Annotated in this window: 14 protein-coding genes; 12 read left to right on the forward strand and 2 right to left on the reverse strand. The window is 64.8% G+C overall.

Annotated elements, in window-relative coordinates:
• The 12 genes from OXK16_10035 to arsM all read left to right on the forward strand — a co-directional run.
• The coding region (locus tag OXK16_10035; protein MDE0376286.1) for an ABC transporter substrate-binding protein at positions 1 to 884 on the forward strand (884 nt) is incomplete at its 5' end.
• 162 nt (positions 885 to 1,046) lie between these two features.
• Complete coding sequence (locus OXK16_10040) at positions 1,047 to 2,072, forward strand: ABC transporter permease (GenBank protein MDE0376287.1); 1,026 nt, start codon at positions 1,047 to 1,049, stop codon at positions 2,070 to 2,072.
• Between the two features lie 6 nt (positions 2,073 to 2,078).
• Positions 2,079 to 2,999, forward strand: a complete 921-nt coding sequence (locus tag OXK16_10045) for an ABC transporter permease (GenBank protein ID MDE0376288.1) — start codon at positions 2,079 to 2,081, stop codon at positions 2,997 to 2,999.
• Positions 2,996 to 3,979, forward strand: coding sequence for an ABC transporter ATP-binding protein (locus tag OXK16_10050; protein MDE0376289.1), 984 nt, complete (start codon positions 2,996 to 2,998; stop codon positions 3,977 to 3,979). The genes OXK16_10045 and OXK16_10050 overlap by 4 nt, the downstream gene beginning before the upstream one ends.
• Complete coding sequence (locus tag OXK16_10055) at positions 3,972 to 4,931, forward strand: ABC transporter ATP-binding protein (protein ID MDE0376290.1); 960 nt, start codon at positions 3,972 to 3,974, stop codon at positions 4,929 to 4,931. Before OXK16_10050 ends, OXK16_10055 begins: the two co-directional genes overlap by 8 nt.
• Before the next feature lie 65 nt (positions 4,932 to 4,996).
• Complete coding sequence (locus OXK16_10060; protein MDE0376291.1) at positions 4,997 to 6,994, forward strand: hydantoinase/oxoprolinase family protein; 1,998 nt, start codon at positions 4,997 to 4,999, stop codon at positions 6,992 to 6,994.
• A gap of 2 nt (positions 6,995 to 6,996) precedes the next feature.
• Positions 6,997 to 8,652 (forward strand): hydantoinase B/oxoprolinase family protein, encoded by a 1,656-nt coding sequence (locus OXK16_10065; GenBank protein ID MDE0376292.1) that lies wholly within the window; start codon positions 6,997 to 6,999, stop codon positions 8,650 to 8,652.
• On the forward strand, positions 8,603 to 10,306 hold the full coding sequence (locus OXK16_10070; GenBank protein MDE0376293.1) for a hydantoinase B/oxoprolinase family protein: 1,704 nt from the start codon (positions 8,603 to 8,605) through the stop codon (positions 10,304 to 10,306). Before OXK16_10065 ends, OXK16_10070 begins: the two co-directional genes overlap by 50 nt.
• A gap of 142 nt (positions 10,307 to 10,448) precedes the next feature.
• Entirely contained in the window at positions 10,449 to 10,706 is a 258-nt protein-coding gene (locus tag OXK16_10075) for a plasmid stabilization protein (GenBank protein ID MDE0376294.1), read from the forward strand.
• Entirely contained in the window at positions 10,703 to 11,122 is a 420-nt protein-coding gene (locus OXK16_10080) for a type II toxin-antitoxin system VapC family toxin (protein MDE0376295.1), read from the forward strand. Before OXK16_10075 ends, OXK16_10080 begins: the two co-directional genes overlap by 4 nt.
• Positions 11,123 to 11,136: 14 nt before the next feature.
• Complete coding sequence (locus OXK16_10085; protein MDE0376296.1) at positions 11,137 to 12,771, forward strand: DUF885 family protein; 1,635 nt, start codon at positions 11,137 to 11,139, stop codon at positions 12,769 to 12,771.
• A 102-nt stretch (positions 12,772 to 12,873) separates the two neighbouring features.
• Entirely contained in the window at positions 12,874 to 13,617 is a 744-nt protein-coding gene (gene arsM / locus OXK16_10090; protein ID MDE0376297.1) for an arsenite methyltransferase, read from the forward strand.
• Between the two features lie 81 nt (positions 13,618 to 13,698).
• Here arsM and OXK16_10095 read toward each other — a convergent pair whose 3' ends face one another.
• Positions 13,699 to 14,334, reverse strand: coding sequence for a cation transporter (locus OXK16_10095; protein MDE0376298.1), 636 nt, complete (start codon positions 14,332 to 14,334; stop codon positions 13,699 to 13,701).
• 40 nt (positions 14,335 to 14,374) lie between these two features.
• Positions 14,375 to 15,259, reverse strand: a complete 885-nt coding sequence (locus OXK16_10100; protein MDE0376299.1) for a DUF4268 domain-containing protein — start codon at positions 15,257 to 15,259, stop codon at positions 14,375 to 14,377.
• Positions 15,260 to 15,541 lie beyond the last annotated feature (282 nt).

Genomic DNA, 15,541 nt, shown 5'->3' on the forward strand with positions numbered 1-15,541 from the left:
AGTTGCTGACGGTGCCCGAGGCGGCCAACCGTCTCGCCCTGCTCCAGAGCGGTGACGTGGACATCGCCCTCGATCTGTCCGTACAGCAGTTGGCTACCGCAGCAACTTCGGACGGTGTGAAGGTTCTGTCGGTTCCCGACCGGAACGGGATCAACGTCCTGCTGAACAACCAGGCTCCGCCGTTCGACAACGTGACCCTGCGGAAGGCGATGTCCTACGCGGTCGACTACAACGCGATCGTCAACGGCGTCCTGAATGGCCAGGCAGTCCCGAGCCAAGGACCTATCTCGGTGAATTCCAGGTTCTTCGACCTATACAACCTGGAGGACGCGTGGATCTACGAGCACGATCCCGACAGGGCTCGGCAGCTCATGGCGGAAGCCGGCTATCCCGACGGGTTTGAGTTCGAGATGGTCATCCGCCAGAACGTCCCGCTCGACGAGGCGGTCGCCACGAACCTCAAGGCGCAATTCTCCGACCTCGGGATTGACATGAGCATCCGTCCTGTCACCGGGGCCGAGATGTTCGACCACCTGTTCGGTCTCACCTACGGAGGTATGGCCTTCCGGGGCGGTCTCCTCGACTACGTCGATGACCCCTACTACCAGTTCTTCCTGTGGTGGGATTCGCAGGATGCAGCGATCAACTGGACCGGTTTCGTGGACCCGCGGATCGATGAGATCCTCGACGAAACGGCTTCGGTCGTCTCGGATCCGGGACGGCGCGAGCCTTATCGGGAGGCAGTGACCCGATTGGTCGATGCAGCACCGATGCTGTGGCTTGCCAATGCCAACTACACGCTGGCGATGCGTGAAGACATCGGCGGGTTCACGCTCCATCCCGACGGGCTTCTCTGGTTCGCGACCCTGAATCGGTCCGGCTAGTCCATCGGTAGCAACTACGCAGATCGGGAGGGCGCCGCCTAGGGTGGCCGCCCTCCCGATCGTTCTACCTCCCTGGAGCCACGCATAGAAGCGATACAGGCAACCAGTCAGGAGCGGGAGACCCGCGACCGGCTCTCCGGACTTCGGCGATGGGCCCTGTTCCTGGCCAATCGCGTCGTGGTTCTCGCCGTCGTCCTCCTGGCGGTGGTCATTATCGGCTTCACGATCACCCGGTCCACGGGTACCCCTCTTTACGCCTCGCTCGGAGTGGCGGTGAGCGAGGCGATAATCGAGCAGCGAGCCGAGGAGATGGGCCTCAACGAGCCCATCGTCGTACAGTTCTGGACCTATCTCACTCACCTTCTCCAGGGAGACCTGGGTGTGTCCCGTATTAGCCGCATACCGGTTGCCGAGGACATTGCCCTCAAGCTTCCCGCTACCGCCGAGATGGTCTTCTTCACGCTGATGGTCAGTTTCATCTGGGCCATCCCACTCGGTGTACGGGCAGGACTCAGACCCGACGGAAAGCTGGCCAGGCTCGGGGAAGGCATGGCGCAGTTCGGGGTCAGCGTTCCGGCCTTCTGGCTCGGCCTGCTGTTCATCTTCCTCCTCTACTTCCTGCCTCCCAGGCTCCCTGACCCTCTAGGTCCTCTCCCCTCGCTCTTCCCGCCTCCCTTGGGCCGCGTGGGCAGTGGCATTACTCCCCCGGAAATGGTGACCGGTCTCTACACGCTGGATGCCCTGATCGCCGGGGACTTCCGTCTGGCTTGGCATGCCCTGTGGCATCTGATTCTCCCCGCGGTGACCCTCTCGTTGACCAGTGGGCCCCCGCTATTCCGTGTCACCCGCTCCGCAGTTAGCGAGGCCGTGTCCAGCCCGTTCGTCGAGGCCGCCTACAGCTACGGACTGGGTCGGCGAACCGTTCTTGTCAGGGACGTTCTCCGCAACGCCTCCCCGCCGGTGCTCAATCTGGCCGCCATGACCTTCGGCTACCTGATCGGAGGCGGGGTGCTGGTGGAGGTGGTGTTCTCCTGGCCTGGGATCGGTTCGTTCGCGGTGTGGGGCATGGACAACTCGGATTATGACGTGGTACTGGCAGTGGTAATCATCGCCGCGGTCATCTACGTGATCCTGTACTTCATAGTTGATCTGATCCAGTTCGCCATGGATCCCCGGCTCCGTGACTGAACAGCGATGACCACCATCTCCCCCCAAAGGGAACGCCGGCTTCTAGCCCGTGTCTTTGTCGGCCCGACGGTCGGTATCACCGTCCGGCGTTCACTGTTCTTCTTCATGCTGTTCCTGGCCGTGATCGGTCCGTGGATCGAAACGATCGGCCAATGGATACCCATGCCCGTCTACGACCCTCTCCGGCCCGATCCGTTCAATCCGGTGTCCCCGCCCTCGGCGGAGCACTGGTTCGGTACGGACACGCTGGGCCTCGACATCTTCACGAGGGTGATAGTGGCCACCCGGGTCGACTTCACCCTGGCGCTCATCGGGGTCATGCTCGGCGGCGGCCTGGGATGCCTGGCCGGCGCCTGGGCCGCCTACCGCCGCGGGTGGGTGGACATGATTGCCCTGCGGATTGTCGAGGTGGTCCAGTCGTTCCCCGTCCTCCTCCTCGGGATCGCCCTGTTCGCCGCGCTGGGACCCCTCGAGATCTTCGGCCCCGTGGACAACGGCATGGCGGTCCTCGTGATAGCCATCGCCATGGTCAATTTCCCGTTGTACCTGCGCCAGGTACGCAGCGTGCTGCTGCCGCTTACCGAAGCAGAGTTCGTGCAGGCGGCCAAGTGCGCCGGCCTGGGAGCATGGGGCATCGTGGTGCATCACTTCATTCCCAACGCCCGGGGCCAGATCCTGGCCTTGTTCCCACTGACCTGCGCCTACGCCATCCAGATCATCGCCGGGCTCAGCTTCATCGGTCTCGGCATCGAACCGCCCAACCCCGAGTGGGGATCCATGATCAAGACGGGGGCCACGCTGATCGTCCAGGGCCACTGGTGGGTCTCCGTCTTCCCCGGCGCCTTCATCGTCCTGTCCGTGTACTCGTTGACCGGCTTTTCTGCCCGCTCCGAAACGTTGGTCGGTCCGGGAGGGACGTCCGCATGAACTCCGGTCCGGCCAACGGGGCGCTGCTGACCCTCTCGGGGGTGGAGGTCACCATCAACACCCTCTCGGGCCCGGTCCATCCTCTCCAGGGCGTGGATCTCCAGGTTTTCCCCGGTGAGACGGTCGGGTTGGTGGGGGAGAGCGGTTCCGGGAAGTCGATGACCCTGCGGTCGATACTGCGGCTGATGCCTCCGGGCGGGGCGATCACCGGCGGTGCGGTCGAGTGGCAGGACCGCTCGGTGCTCGACCTGGATACCGACGAACTCCAAACCTATCGGGGCTCGGATGTGGCCATGATCTACCAGAACCCGGTCACGGCCCTTGACCCGATGCTCAGCGTGGAGCGCCAGATCGTGGACGCGTTCAAGGCCAACCGCGAGGTACTGGACGGCGCTCCGGAGGAGTTCGCCCGCGAGGCCCTGCGGGACCTCGAGTTCGGCAACCCCGACGCGATCCTGAAACGCTACCCGCACCAGTTGAGCGGGGGAATGGCGCAGCGGGTCAACATCGCGCTGGCCCTGGCGTGCGGCCCTTCCCTCATACTGGCCGATGAGCCGACCACCGGACTCGACATGACCACCCAGGTGAGGGTGCTCGATCTCTTGGAGCGGCAGGTCAGCGCCCGTAATGCGGCCCTGCTCTTCATCTCCCACGACTTGCGGGCCGTGGCGAGGGTGGCCCGGAACATCGGGATCATGTACGCCGGACGGGTGGTGGAATTCGGCCCTCGGGAGCGGATCCTCACCGAGCCCTCCCATCCCTACGCCAGGGCGCTTCTCGATTGCGTGGACCTGCGCACCGATGAGCGTCCTCGTTCCATACCAGGCCTGGTTCCCCGGATGACCGAGGTTTACCAATTCTGCGCCTTCCGCGACAGGTGCGTGTACCGGATGGCCGTGTGCGACGAGGAACCCCTGCCCGTGCACGACTTGGGCGGGCGCCGCCGGTTGCTGTGTCACTTGGGTCCCGACCATGACTGAGGCCACCATCCTCGAGGTCCGCAACCTGTCGAAGACCTATCGGGTGCGTCGTTCTATCGGTCTGGTCGAGACGATCAAGGCTGCCCAGCGTGTCTCGTTCTCGGTGGAGCGGGGCCGGACCCTGGGGATAGTCGGGGAGAGCGGATCCGGCAAGTCGACCGTGGCTCGTTGCCTACTCGGCTTGACACCGCTCACGGAGGGGGAAGTCCTCCTGGAGGGGACCCAACTCGGTGATCTAGGCGTACGGAAGATGCGATCTCACCGCCGCATGATGCAAATGGTGTTCCAGATGCCGCAGGCATCCTTCGACCCGACCCGGACCGTGCGCAGTTCCGTCGCGCAGCCGTTGCGCCGCCTCCGACCGGACATGTCGAAGTCGGAGCAGGAGGAGCGTCTCCGGCATGTCCTGGCGGCGGTCAGCCTCGGTGAGGAGTTGTGGGATCGGAAGCCGAGGGCGCTGAGCGGAGGACAGCTCCAGCGCGCGGCCATCGCCCGAGCCCTGGCGCCCGATCCCGAACTCGTGGTGCTGGACGAGCCGACCTCCTCGCTCGACCTGAGCGTGCGCGGGGACATCCTGTCGCTTCTGCAAGAACTCCAGGACGAGTTTCACGTCGCCTTCGTCTTCATCTCCCATGACCTCGAAGCGGTGCGCGTGTGCGCGCACGAGGTGATCGTCATGTACCTGGGCCAGATCGTGGAGCAGGGCACGGCAGAACAGGTCTTCGGCTCACCTGCCCATCCCTACACGCAAGCCCTGATGGCGGCGAGCAGGTTCGAGACCGACAGTTTCGAGCTGGGCCCGAAGGGCGAGACCGACCCGGCCGCCGGTTGCCGCCTGATGCCGCGGTGCCCGCTGGCCGAGGAGGCCTGCTCCGCCGAGCAGGATCTGGTCCCGAGCGGTAGGGACGGGCGGACGGTGCGATGCTGGAAGGTCGTGGCCAACGACCACTGACCGCGGGTGACCGGCAACTGGTAGCCTGTCGGTCGCATCTTTCCACCTGAAGGGATCAATAGGTAATGGGCACGAGAATCGCGGTGGACATCGGTGGGACGTTCACCGATCTGGTCATGGAGTCGGACGCCGGAACACGGGTCTCGAAGGTCCTGAGCACCCCCGAGGATTTGGTCGAAGGTGTCCTGGATGCGGTAGAGGAGGCCGGCGCCGATCTCGACGACGTATCCCTCTTTATCCACGGAACGACGGTGGGACTGAACACCTTCCTCGAGCGCTCCGGTGGCAAGGTGGCCCTGGTTACCACCCGGGGCTACCGCGACGCCTACATCATCGGCCGCGGTCACCGGCCCGACATGTACGACCTGAAGTATCACAAACCCACCCCGCTGGTCGAGCGCGACTCCATCCTCGAGATCGACGAGCGGATCAGCGCATCCGGTGAGGAGCTGGCGCCGCTCGACGCCAATTCGGTCGAGGTAGTGGCCAAGGCCATCGCCGAGGCCGAGTACGAAGCGGTGGCCGTGTCCCTCATCCACTCCTATGTCGACCCACTGCACGAGCTGGAGACACGGGAGATTCTCCGCAGAACCCTCCCCGATATTCCCATCGTGCTCAGCCATGAGGTGGCGCCCGAGTGGCGGGAGTACGAGCGCACCTCCTCCACCGTCACCTCGGTGTACATCACCCCACGGGTTCGTGACTACCTGTCACGGCTGTCCCAAGCCCTCCGCGCCAAGGGGTTGTCGGTGCCGCTCCACATAACCCAGTCGAACGGCGGGGCGATGATTGCCGACTCGGCGGCCGACCGGGCGGTGCTCACCCTCTACTCGGGACCGGTAGGTGGCGTGATCGGGGGCCGGGAGGTGGGCCGGAGGACCGACCAGCCCGACCTCATCTGCATCGACATGGGCGGCACTTCCTTCGACGTCTCGATCGTGCGCGGTGGTCAGGTGGGCATGCAGTCCGAGTTCGAGCTGCAGGGCCTGCCGATACTGGCGCCCGCGGTGGAACTGGTGAGCATCGGCGCCGGCGGCGGGAGCCTGATCTACGAACGGCACGGCGGGCTCCGGGTGGGGCCCGAGTCCGCGGGATCGTTCCCCGGCCCGGCCAGCTACGGGCGGGGCGGCGTCCGCCCCACCGTTTCGGATGCCAACGTGGTGCTGGGCCGCATCCCGCGAGCCCAGAAGCTGGCCGGCTCCTTCACGCTGGACCGCCAGGCCGCCGAGGATGCCCTGGCGTCGGTGGCCGGGTTCTTCGACTTGACGGCGACAGATCTGGCCGAACAGGCGCTCGACGTCACCCACTTCGTCATGGCCGAGGCCATCCGCGAGCTGACCGTGGAGCGCGGCCTGCATCCGAAGGACTTCGCCATCGTGGCGTTCGGCGGGGCCGGCCCCCTCCACGCCGCCTTCCTGGCCGAGGAGCTCGAGGTGGAGCGGGTGCTGATACCCGCCAATCCGGGCGTGTTCTCCGCCTGGGGGATGCTCCAGGGCGATGTCCGCCACGATGCTGTGACCACCCATTACCGGAGGCTGGACCAGCCCATCGTCGACCTCACCGAGCCGATCGAGCGGCTCAAGGACAAGGTGTGCCGCGAGATGGAGGTGGATGACGAGCAGCGGGCCGGGATGCGCTTCGAGACCCACGTCGAGCTTCGGTACGTGGGCCAGGAGTACTCCTTGCCCATCCGGCTGGCGGCCGCGGCAGCCGACGAGGAGTTCAAGGCAAGCTTCCACGCCCGGTACGAGGAGCGCTACGGCCATGCCAACCCGGAGGCCCCGATCGAGATGGTCGCTATCCGCTTGACGGGCATCCGCGAGTTCGAGCGCGGCCCGTCCGGTGACGGCGACGAGCAGACCGGGGGTGCGGGCCGCACCAGCGAGCAGGTCATCTTCAACGGACGGTCCATGGAGGTCCCGATCGTGGACCGGGGCGATCTGTCCGGTCGCCTGGTGGGCCCGGCCATCGTCATGGAGCCGTCGACCACCACCGTGGTTCCCCCCGGCTGGGAGCTACGGGTGGGATCCCAGGGCCATCTGATCATGGAGAGGGGAGCCTGATCATGACCGACACCATCGTCAACGGCCAAAGCGGGAACATGCCCTCCCCGGCCACGGTAGAGGTGGTCCGGAACGCGTTCATCTCCGGCGCGGAGCAGATGCGGCGGAACCTGTATCGCAGCGCGCACAGCCCGGTGATCTACGAGATGAAGGACTGCTCGGTGGGTATCTTCGACGCCGAGGGTCACCTGCTCGGCCAGGCGCCGGGCCTACCGTTCTTCCTCGGCAGCCTCGGTGGGACGCTGCGAGAGGTGGTGAGGCTCAAGGGTTACGAGGTGTTCCGCGAGGGAGACGTCTGGATCGTCAACGACTCGACCATCGCAGGCAGCCATCTCAATGATGTGACCGTATACGCTCCGATCTTCGTGGACGGAGGCCTCAGGGGGTTCACGGCGGCCAAGGCGCACTGGAACGACATCGGCGCCAAGGATGCCGGATTCTGCGGTGACACTACGGACATCTTCCAGGAGGGTCTGCGCATAGGACCGACCTGCATCTTCCGGGACGGCCGTCTCGACCAGCAGATCGTGGACCTGATCGCGCTGAACTCCCGTTTCCCGACCGCGCTGGTGGGTGACCTGATGGCTGAGATCAGCGCCTGCCGGACCGGGGTGGAGCGGTTCCGTTCCATCGTGCGGCGGTTCGGATGGGACCAGGTGGAGAAGTCCATCCATGCCGTGTTCGAGCAGGCGGAGGCGGAGGACCGGCGCTCGGTGGCGGAGATCCCCGACGGCGTCTACGTCGAGGGCGCCTACCTGGACAACGACGGCGTGACCGAGGATCCCGTCTACGTGAAGGTCACCGTCACCGTAGAGGGTGACAGCATGACCGTGGACCTGACCGGCTCCAACAAACAGAACACCGGGAGCGTCAACAGCGGCATCGTGCAGACCCGGTCCGGCATCGAGCAGGGTTTCAAGTTCCTCGTCAACCCGCATTCTCCGGTGTCCGGAGGGAACTTCCGGAACCTGGAGGTCATCGCGCCCGAGGGCACCTGCTTCAACCCGAGCGAGACCGCCGCCTGCCTCAAGTACGGACCCCACCTGATGCTGGCGCTGGATCTGATGATCAAGGCCCTGAGCCGGGTCGTGCCGGAGCGAACCGCAGCCGGGCATGTGGGCGACTCGTGGAACGTCATCATCGTGGGGGAGGACGAGTTCGGCCTGTTCCTGTCCGGGGAGGCCCTGACCGGCGGCTGGGGTGCCTTCGAGGGGGGTGACGGCGAGTCGGCCCTGATCCACTCGGCGGCCGGCGACTTCAAGAACTTCCCGATCGAGACCATGGAGCACCGCTACCCGCTGATCATGCGGCGCCACAGCTTGCGCGAGGGTTCGGGCGGTGACGGGAAGTGGCGGGGCGGAATGGGGATCGTTCGGGAGTACGAGATCCTTGCCCCGGTCACGATCCAGCTCTGGTTCGAGCGGGCCGTCCAGCAGCCTTCATGGGGCCTCTTCGGCGGCCAGGACGGCGCGGGGCCGGAGGTGTGGGTGCACCGTCCCGGCGAGGCGCCCGAGAAGATGTTCAAGGCCAACGATCTGAAGGTCGAGGCCGGTACCCGGCTGGTGGTGAAGACCGGGGGAGGGGGAGGCTGGGGCGACCCGGCGCAGCGTGCCGCCGAGGACCGAGCTACGGACCGGCGCCTGGAGTTGGTCCCCTGAGTCCCGGGTAGCCGAAATCAGGACCTCTGACCTGTCCGCTCCGTCGCCCGCGACGGTCGAGGTAGTGCGGAACGCGTTCATCTCCGGCGCGGAGCAGATGCGGCGGAACCTGTACCGGAGCGCCTACAGCCCGGTGATCTACGAGGCCAAGGACTGCTCGGTGGGCATCTTCGACGCCGAGGGACGCCTGCTGGGGCAGGCGCCGGGCCTTCCGTTCTTCCTGGGAAGCTTGGGCGGGACGCTCCGGGCGGTGATCGGCATCAAGGGGTACGAGGTCTTCCGGGAGGGAGATGTCTGGATCGTCAATGACTCGACCATCGCCGGGAGCCACCTCAACGACGTGACCGTCTTCGCTCCGATCTTCGTTGACGGGTTGTTGCGCGGGTTCTCGGCGGCGAAGGCCCACTGGAACGATATCGGCGCCAAGCGGGCCGGCTACGTGGGTGACAGCACGGACATCTTCCAGGAAGGTCTGCGAATAGGCCCGACCTGCATCTTCCGGGAGGGTCGGGTCGATCAGCAGATCGTGGACCTGATCGCCCTCAATTCCAGGTTCCCGACCGCGATGGTGGGTGACCTGATGGCCGAGATAAGTGCCTGCCGTACCGGGGTGGAGCGGTTCCGGTCGATCGTGCGCCGTTTCGGGTGGGATCAGGTCGAGACCGCCGTCCGGCTGGTGTTCGAGCAGGCGGAGGCCGAGGACCGTGCCTCGGTGGCGGAGATTCCCGATGGTGTCTACGTGGCCGACGGTTACCTCGACGACGACGGTGTCACGGAGGATCCGGTCTACGTGAAGGTCACGGTCACGGTGGAGGGTGACAGCATGACCGTCGACCTCTCCGGCTCCAACCGCCAGTGTGTCGGCAGCATCAACAGCGGCATCGTGCAGACCCGGTCCGGCATCGAGCAGGGTTTCAAGTTTCTCGTCAATCCCCACGCTCCGGTGTCGGGAGGGAACTTCCGCAACCTCGAAGTGATCGCGCCGGAGGGCACCTGCTTCAACCCGGCCGAGACCGCCCCCTGCCTCCACTACGGACCCCACCTGATGCTGGCCATCGACCTCATGATCAAGGCCTTGAGCGCGGTGATTCCCGAGCGGACCGCGGCGGGACATGTGGGCGATTCGTGGAATGTCAGCATCGTGGGGGAGAACGAGTTCGGCCTCTTCCTGTCAGGTGAGTCGCTGACCGGGGGTTGGGGTGCGTTCGAGGGAGGGGACGGAGAGTCGGCCCTGACCCACTCGGCGGCCGGGGAATACCGCAACCAACCGATCGAGTCGTTGGAGAACCGGTATCCGTTCCTTATGCGTCGTCACGCCCTGCGGGACGGGTCGGGCGGTGACGGCAAATGGCGCGGTGGGCTGGGGATCATCCGGGAGTACGAACTCCTGGCGCCGTGCACCGTCAACCTCTGGTTCGAGCGCTCCAAGCAACCGTCGTGGGGGCTCTTCGGTGGCAGGGACGGAGCGCCGCCCGAGGTGTGGGTGCATCGTCCCGGGCACGAGCCCGAAAAGATGCTCAAGGCCAACGGTCTCAAGGTCGAGGCCGGGACTCGGCTCCTGGTGAAGACCGGTGGGGGAGGGGGCTGGGGAGATCCGGCGGAGCGCAGCGCTACGGACCGTGGACGGGACCGCCGACTAGAGATGGTCATCTGACTTGCGCGCCAGTCCGAGGGTGGGTCCATGCTGGTCTGCTGGAACGACATGATTGTCGCCGAACTCAACGAGCGGACCTAGGCACTATGATAGCAATGAAATCACCGTATAATCCCGTGCAGTTGCTAGCAGGAGTAGGTCAGTGGCGAGTATCACCGTGCGGAACCTGGAGGAAGGACTGAAACGTCGGCTGCGCATCCGGGCGGCCGAGAACGGTAGATCCATGGAACAGGAGGCTCGGGACATTCTGAAGGCAGCTCTGTACGCGCAGCCTTCGACGGGAGAGGACCTCGTCCGAGCCATCCGGAGCCGGTTTGCGCCCCTGGGTGGTGCTGAATTGGAGTTGCCGCCGCGTGAACCCATGAGGGATCCACCCGACTTCAGCGATCGCGATCGATGATCGTCCTGGATACAAACGTCGTTTCCGAGTTGATACACCCGCATCCTGCTGCCCCGGTGGTCGACTGGTTCTATCGACAGGCCGCCTTACGCCTCTATCTCTCAAGCATCACCGAAGCCGAGTTACGGTACGGTGTTGAGGTTCTGCCGGAGGGGTCTCGGCGGATGAAGCTCCGAGCTGCGGTTGAAGGGCTTTTGAGAGAGGACTTTGCGGGGCGTATTCTCCCCTTCGAGAGTGACGCCGCCCGCGCATACGCTTTGATAGCCGCCTCACGACGCGCCACGGGCCGTCCCATCAGCCGGGCTGACTGCCAGATAGCTGCGATCGCACGGTCGGTAGGCGCCTCGGTGGCCACGCGGGATACCGGTGGTTTCGAGGGATGCGGTGTCGGCGTCGTCAATCCGTGGTCTGACTAGCGAGAGGACTCCACATGAGTGACATGAACCAGGCGGTGCAGGACCTGGGGGTTGAGTTCTGGGACTGGAGGGTCGTTACCGGTTACCGGAGTCCTGACGATGTTCCCCGCCTGGAGCTTGTGCCCGACTGGATCCCGCAGTTCGACGAGGACTCCGCTCGCCACCGGCTGGACAAGGCCGCTGAATTCCGGCAGCGATGGGAGGACCTCGACGTGTCGGGCGAGCCGGTTCCCACCCAGGTCGACTACCGGCTGATCGGCTCCGCCATCTCCCGCGTGGAGTGGGAGACCAGGATCCTGCGCTCTTGGGAGAGGGATGCGGTCATGCAGGTCCATCAGGCCCTCGGCACCTATTACGACTCGCTGCTCTGCCCGCCGCCGTTCGACGGAGATCGCCAGGAGGGCATCATCCACAAGCTCCACATGGTGGGTCCCCAGCTCGAAGTCGCTCTCGAGAACCTGGCCCGAGCGGGTACTTCTGCTCTGGCCGGGTCGGCCATCCGCCTGCTCGAGGATATCGACTCGGCGCTGCCCGAGTCGATAGACGAATTGAGCGGATTCTTCGACGCATCCCGTCGGAGCTCCCTCGCCGAGGCCGGCGACCAGGCCACCGAGCACCTGGTGTCGTTCCGCGAGTGGCTGCGGGAGCACCAGGACGGGATGGCTGCCCCGCAGCCGGTAGGGCGCGACAGCTTCATGTGGTACCTCCGGAACGTGGCGCTCCTCCCCCTACAGCCCGAGGAGATGGTGCTGCTGGCCCAGCGGGAGCTCTACCGCAACTACGCCTGGGAGGAGGTGGAGCGCAACCGGTACGGGGACACGCCCGTGCCCGACCGATTCCCGACCGCCGAGGCCCAATGCGAGCAGCAGGCCCGGGATGAGCAGGCGGTGCGGGAGTTCTACGAGAACGAGAACCTCCTAACCCAACCCGAGTCGCTCCGCCGCTACCTCACCGCGCCCCGGCCGGGGTACGTGCGGCCTCTCAACTGGCTGGGGGTGGGCAACGATCTGACCTCAGATCAGCGTCTCGACGAGGACGCGTACACCTACGTGTGGGATCCCAACCAGCCCCTGTCCTATTTCTACGAGGCCAACGCCCGTGATCCCCGGCTGGGCATCATGCACGAGGGCGTCCATTACAAGCAGCTGGCCCTGTCCTGGGCCAATCCGAACCCGCTACGACGGCGCTACTACGACTCGATCAGCAATGAGGGCCTGGCCCACTACAACGAAGCTTTGATGCTCCAGGCCGGCCTGTTCGACGACGCTCCCTGGTCGAGGCTGGTGACCCAGAACTTCAAGCGACTCCGTAGCCTGCGGACGGTGGTGGACGTGAGTCTGGCCACCGGGGCCATCACCCTCGAGGAGGGGATGAAGATGTTCGAGGAGTTGATCCCGGTCGATCCCCAGACCGCTCTAGAGGAGACGTCGATGTACGTCTCCAACCCCGGTCTGGCGATGGCCTACATGGTCGGCAAGCTCGAGATCATCCGCCTGCTGGGCGATGCCAAGAAGAAGCTTGGCGCCGAGTTCAGCCTGCGATGGTTCCACGACCATCTGTGGAGCAACGGCAACGTCCCCATCTCGCTGCTCCGTTGGGAGATGCTGGACGACCCGAGCGACATCGAGGCCATCGACCGCGCCGGTTGACATGGGTCCCGCGAGACATGATGTCAAACCCACGCGGCTGGATCTCGTATTGTGCGGGTTGGTTGAAGCCGGGACTGTAGGGCGGCGCCACCGGAGGACCCCATGACCGAGAGCATCCGTGAGCAGGTACGGCAGAGCTACGCCAACGCTGCTCGCGCCACCATGACCCGGGTGGTCGAGACCGAGCCGGAGTTCGAGCTCGCGTCCAGCCTCTACGCGCCTTCCGACATCGACCAGCTTCCGATGGCAGCTGCCGAAGGATCCCTCGGCTGCGGAAATCCGGTTGCCGTGGCCGAGCTATGCCCTGGCGAGGTCGTGCTGGACCTCGGTTCGGGCGGGGGGATCGACGTGCTGCTGTCGGCTCGGAGGGTCGGCCCGGCCGGATTCGCCTACGGCTTGGACATGACCGATGAGATGCTGGACCTGGCGCGAGCCAATGCCGTTGAGGCGGGGGTGAGCAACGTCGAATTCCTCAAGGGCTACATGGAGCACATCCCGCTGCCCGACGCCTCCGTAGACGTGATCATCTCCAACTGCGTGATCAACCTGTCGGAGGACAAGAGGGCAGTGTTCGCAGAGATCGCCCGAGTGCTCCGTCCCGGCGGGCGGGTAGGGGTGACCGATGTGGTGGCCGACGATGCCCTCACTCCGGAGCAGCGGAAGGAGCGCGGCTCGTGGGTCGGATGCATCGCCGGGGCGCCCTCATTCACCGAGTACCGGCAGGGTCTGGAGTCGGCCGGCCTGGTCGACGTGGAGATCACTCCCACCCACCAGATGGCGGACACGGCGAACTCCGTAGCCGTCATGGGGGTTCACTCCGCCGTCATCCGGGCTCGTCGTCCCTGAACAGCGGACTCACGCGCACACTCCCTTCGACCCCGATCACCGACTCGTAGCGGCCCGCACAAGGGTTGCCATCGGATCGGGTCAGCAGCACGCCAGTCCGATCCTCCAGGTCCGTCCGGCCTCGACGGCTATCAGCGAAGCCAGGCCGAGGGCCGCCAGCGGATCGGCCCACCACCAGCCGAGAACGGCGTTAGCGACCAGTCCGATCAGGGCGACGACCGAGAGCTTCCAGCAGAAGTCGGTCTGGGCGGCGTCGGCCTCCATGGCATGGCTGTGCAGGGCCAGAGCTACGGCTCGTTTGGCGTTGGCCAACCACTTCATCACGGCTATCGACAACACCAGCAAAGCCACACCGACCGCCGAGGCGGACGGCCGCTCACCGCTCACCAGGGCGACCGTTGCGTCCGCAGCCACATAGAGCGCCAGTAACCAGAGGCTGAGGGCCACTCCTCGCCGGGCGATGCCCTCCACCCGGTCGATACGTTCCGGGTCCCTGGAGCGCCGCTCGGCGGCGATACGCCAGAGGATTACAGCGCCGGAGACGGTCTCGACGAAGCTGTCGATCCCGAACCCGAGGAGGGCCACGCTGCCGGCGGCCATAGCCGCTGCCACGGCGATGATCCCCTCCACCGCGTTCCACCCCACGGTCAGCCATTCGAGCCGCAGCGCACGCCGGAGCAGCCTCTTGCGGCCTCTGTCTGGCTGTTCGTGGGTCATGCGCTTCCTGCCCATGATTGACTAGGCACCAGCTATGAAACTAGTTCTTGAGTCTTTTCCTCGCACGGGAGAGAGAACTCTCCAGCAGTTCTTGCCTGTACGGCTCAAATTGTTGCCTAAACAGGCGGTATCTCTCGACGACCCAGTTGTGGACTTCGTCCCACGAATCCGTAAGGTCCGAAAAATCCTCTGGGTAGTAGCTCATAATCGTGCTTCCTCGATCTCGCTGCCACCGGCGTTCCCACTCCAGGTCTCCCAAGATTGATTCGATGTCACTCCTGTCTTCCTCTAGCCGGTCGAACGCCCAATGGCACCAGTCCAAGCTTTGATTACCGCGAGTGTCCAACTGGAACGAGAAAAAGATCCGATCACGGAAGTCAACCGAGTAGTTGAGCCCATCAAGGTGTTGGATTGCCAACCACGGTTTAGTGTGATCGCTCGTCGGGCCAAGTGGAAGATCAGCGAGTCTCAGCTTCTCTTGCAAGCGTTCCCGGAATCTGCGAAATCTCCTTCGGGGTGGGCGCGAGACGACATTTCTCTTCCGCCAGTCGTTCGGAGCAGCGACGACGCGAAAGTATGGGGCTGGCGGGGACCCGTCGATCGTCCACACTTCAATGACGACACCGAAGAACTTCGTCTGTGTGTCGGTTCGTTGATTGAGCCACTGCAACACTTGCCAGTGTTCGTCCTCGAACTCTTTGGCGATCCAGATAACGACATCGGCGTCCTTGCCAGCAGCATAGATCAGGAGCCTGCCTAGGTGATCGCCGTCGCTGTTAGCAAGCTGGTTCTCGATAATCACGGGACGACCGCTGCTGTCAGTGGCCATAATGTCCAGAAAGCGCTTGCCGACGGATGATTCCCGTTCTTGTGTTTCCAGCTCGATCCCCAGAGATTCTCCAAGCTCGGCGATATGGTCTGCCAACCACCGTGTGAAATGATCTGCTTCACTGGGCCAAACGCTTCGGAGGGCAACCCTCTTGATCCTTGAGAGTGGCGGTTGACCTACGTCACTTTCATTCATGAGCGAACCGTACCATTACGACCAGCATTCCCTGGGAGAGCGCCGACGCAGCCGCTAGCCATGCCGATACTCCCTGGCTGCAGGGTGCCATACGGGGTTCAAACTGGATTCCCTAAGGCTCGTCCATCCTGCACGGGGTCGGTTGGTGGTGTCGAGACTCCGATCTAGCAACAATGACGGTGG

The sequence above is a fragment of the bacterium genome (assembly GCA_028821235.1).
GTDB lineage: Bacteria > Actinomycetota > Acidimicrobiia > Spongiisociales > Spongiisociaceae > Spongiisocius.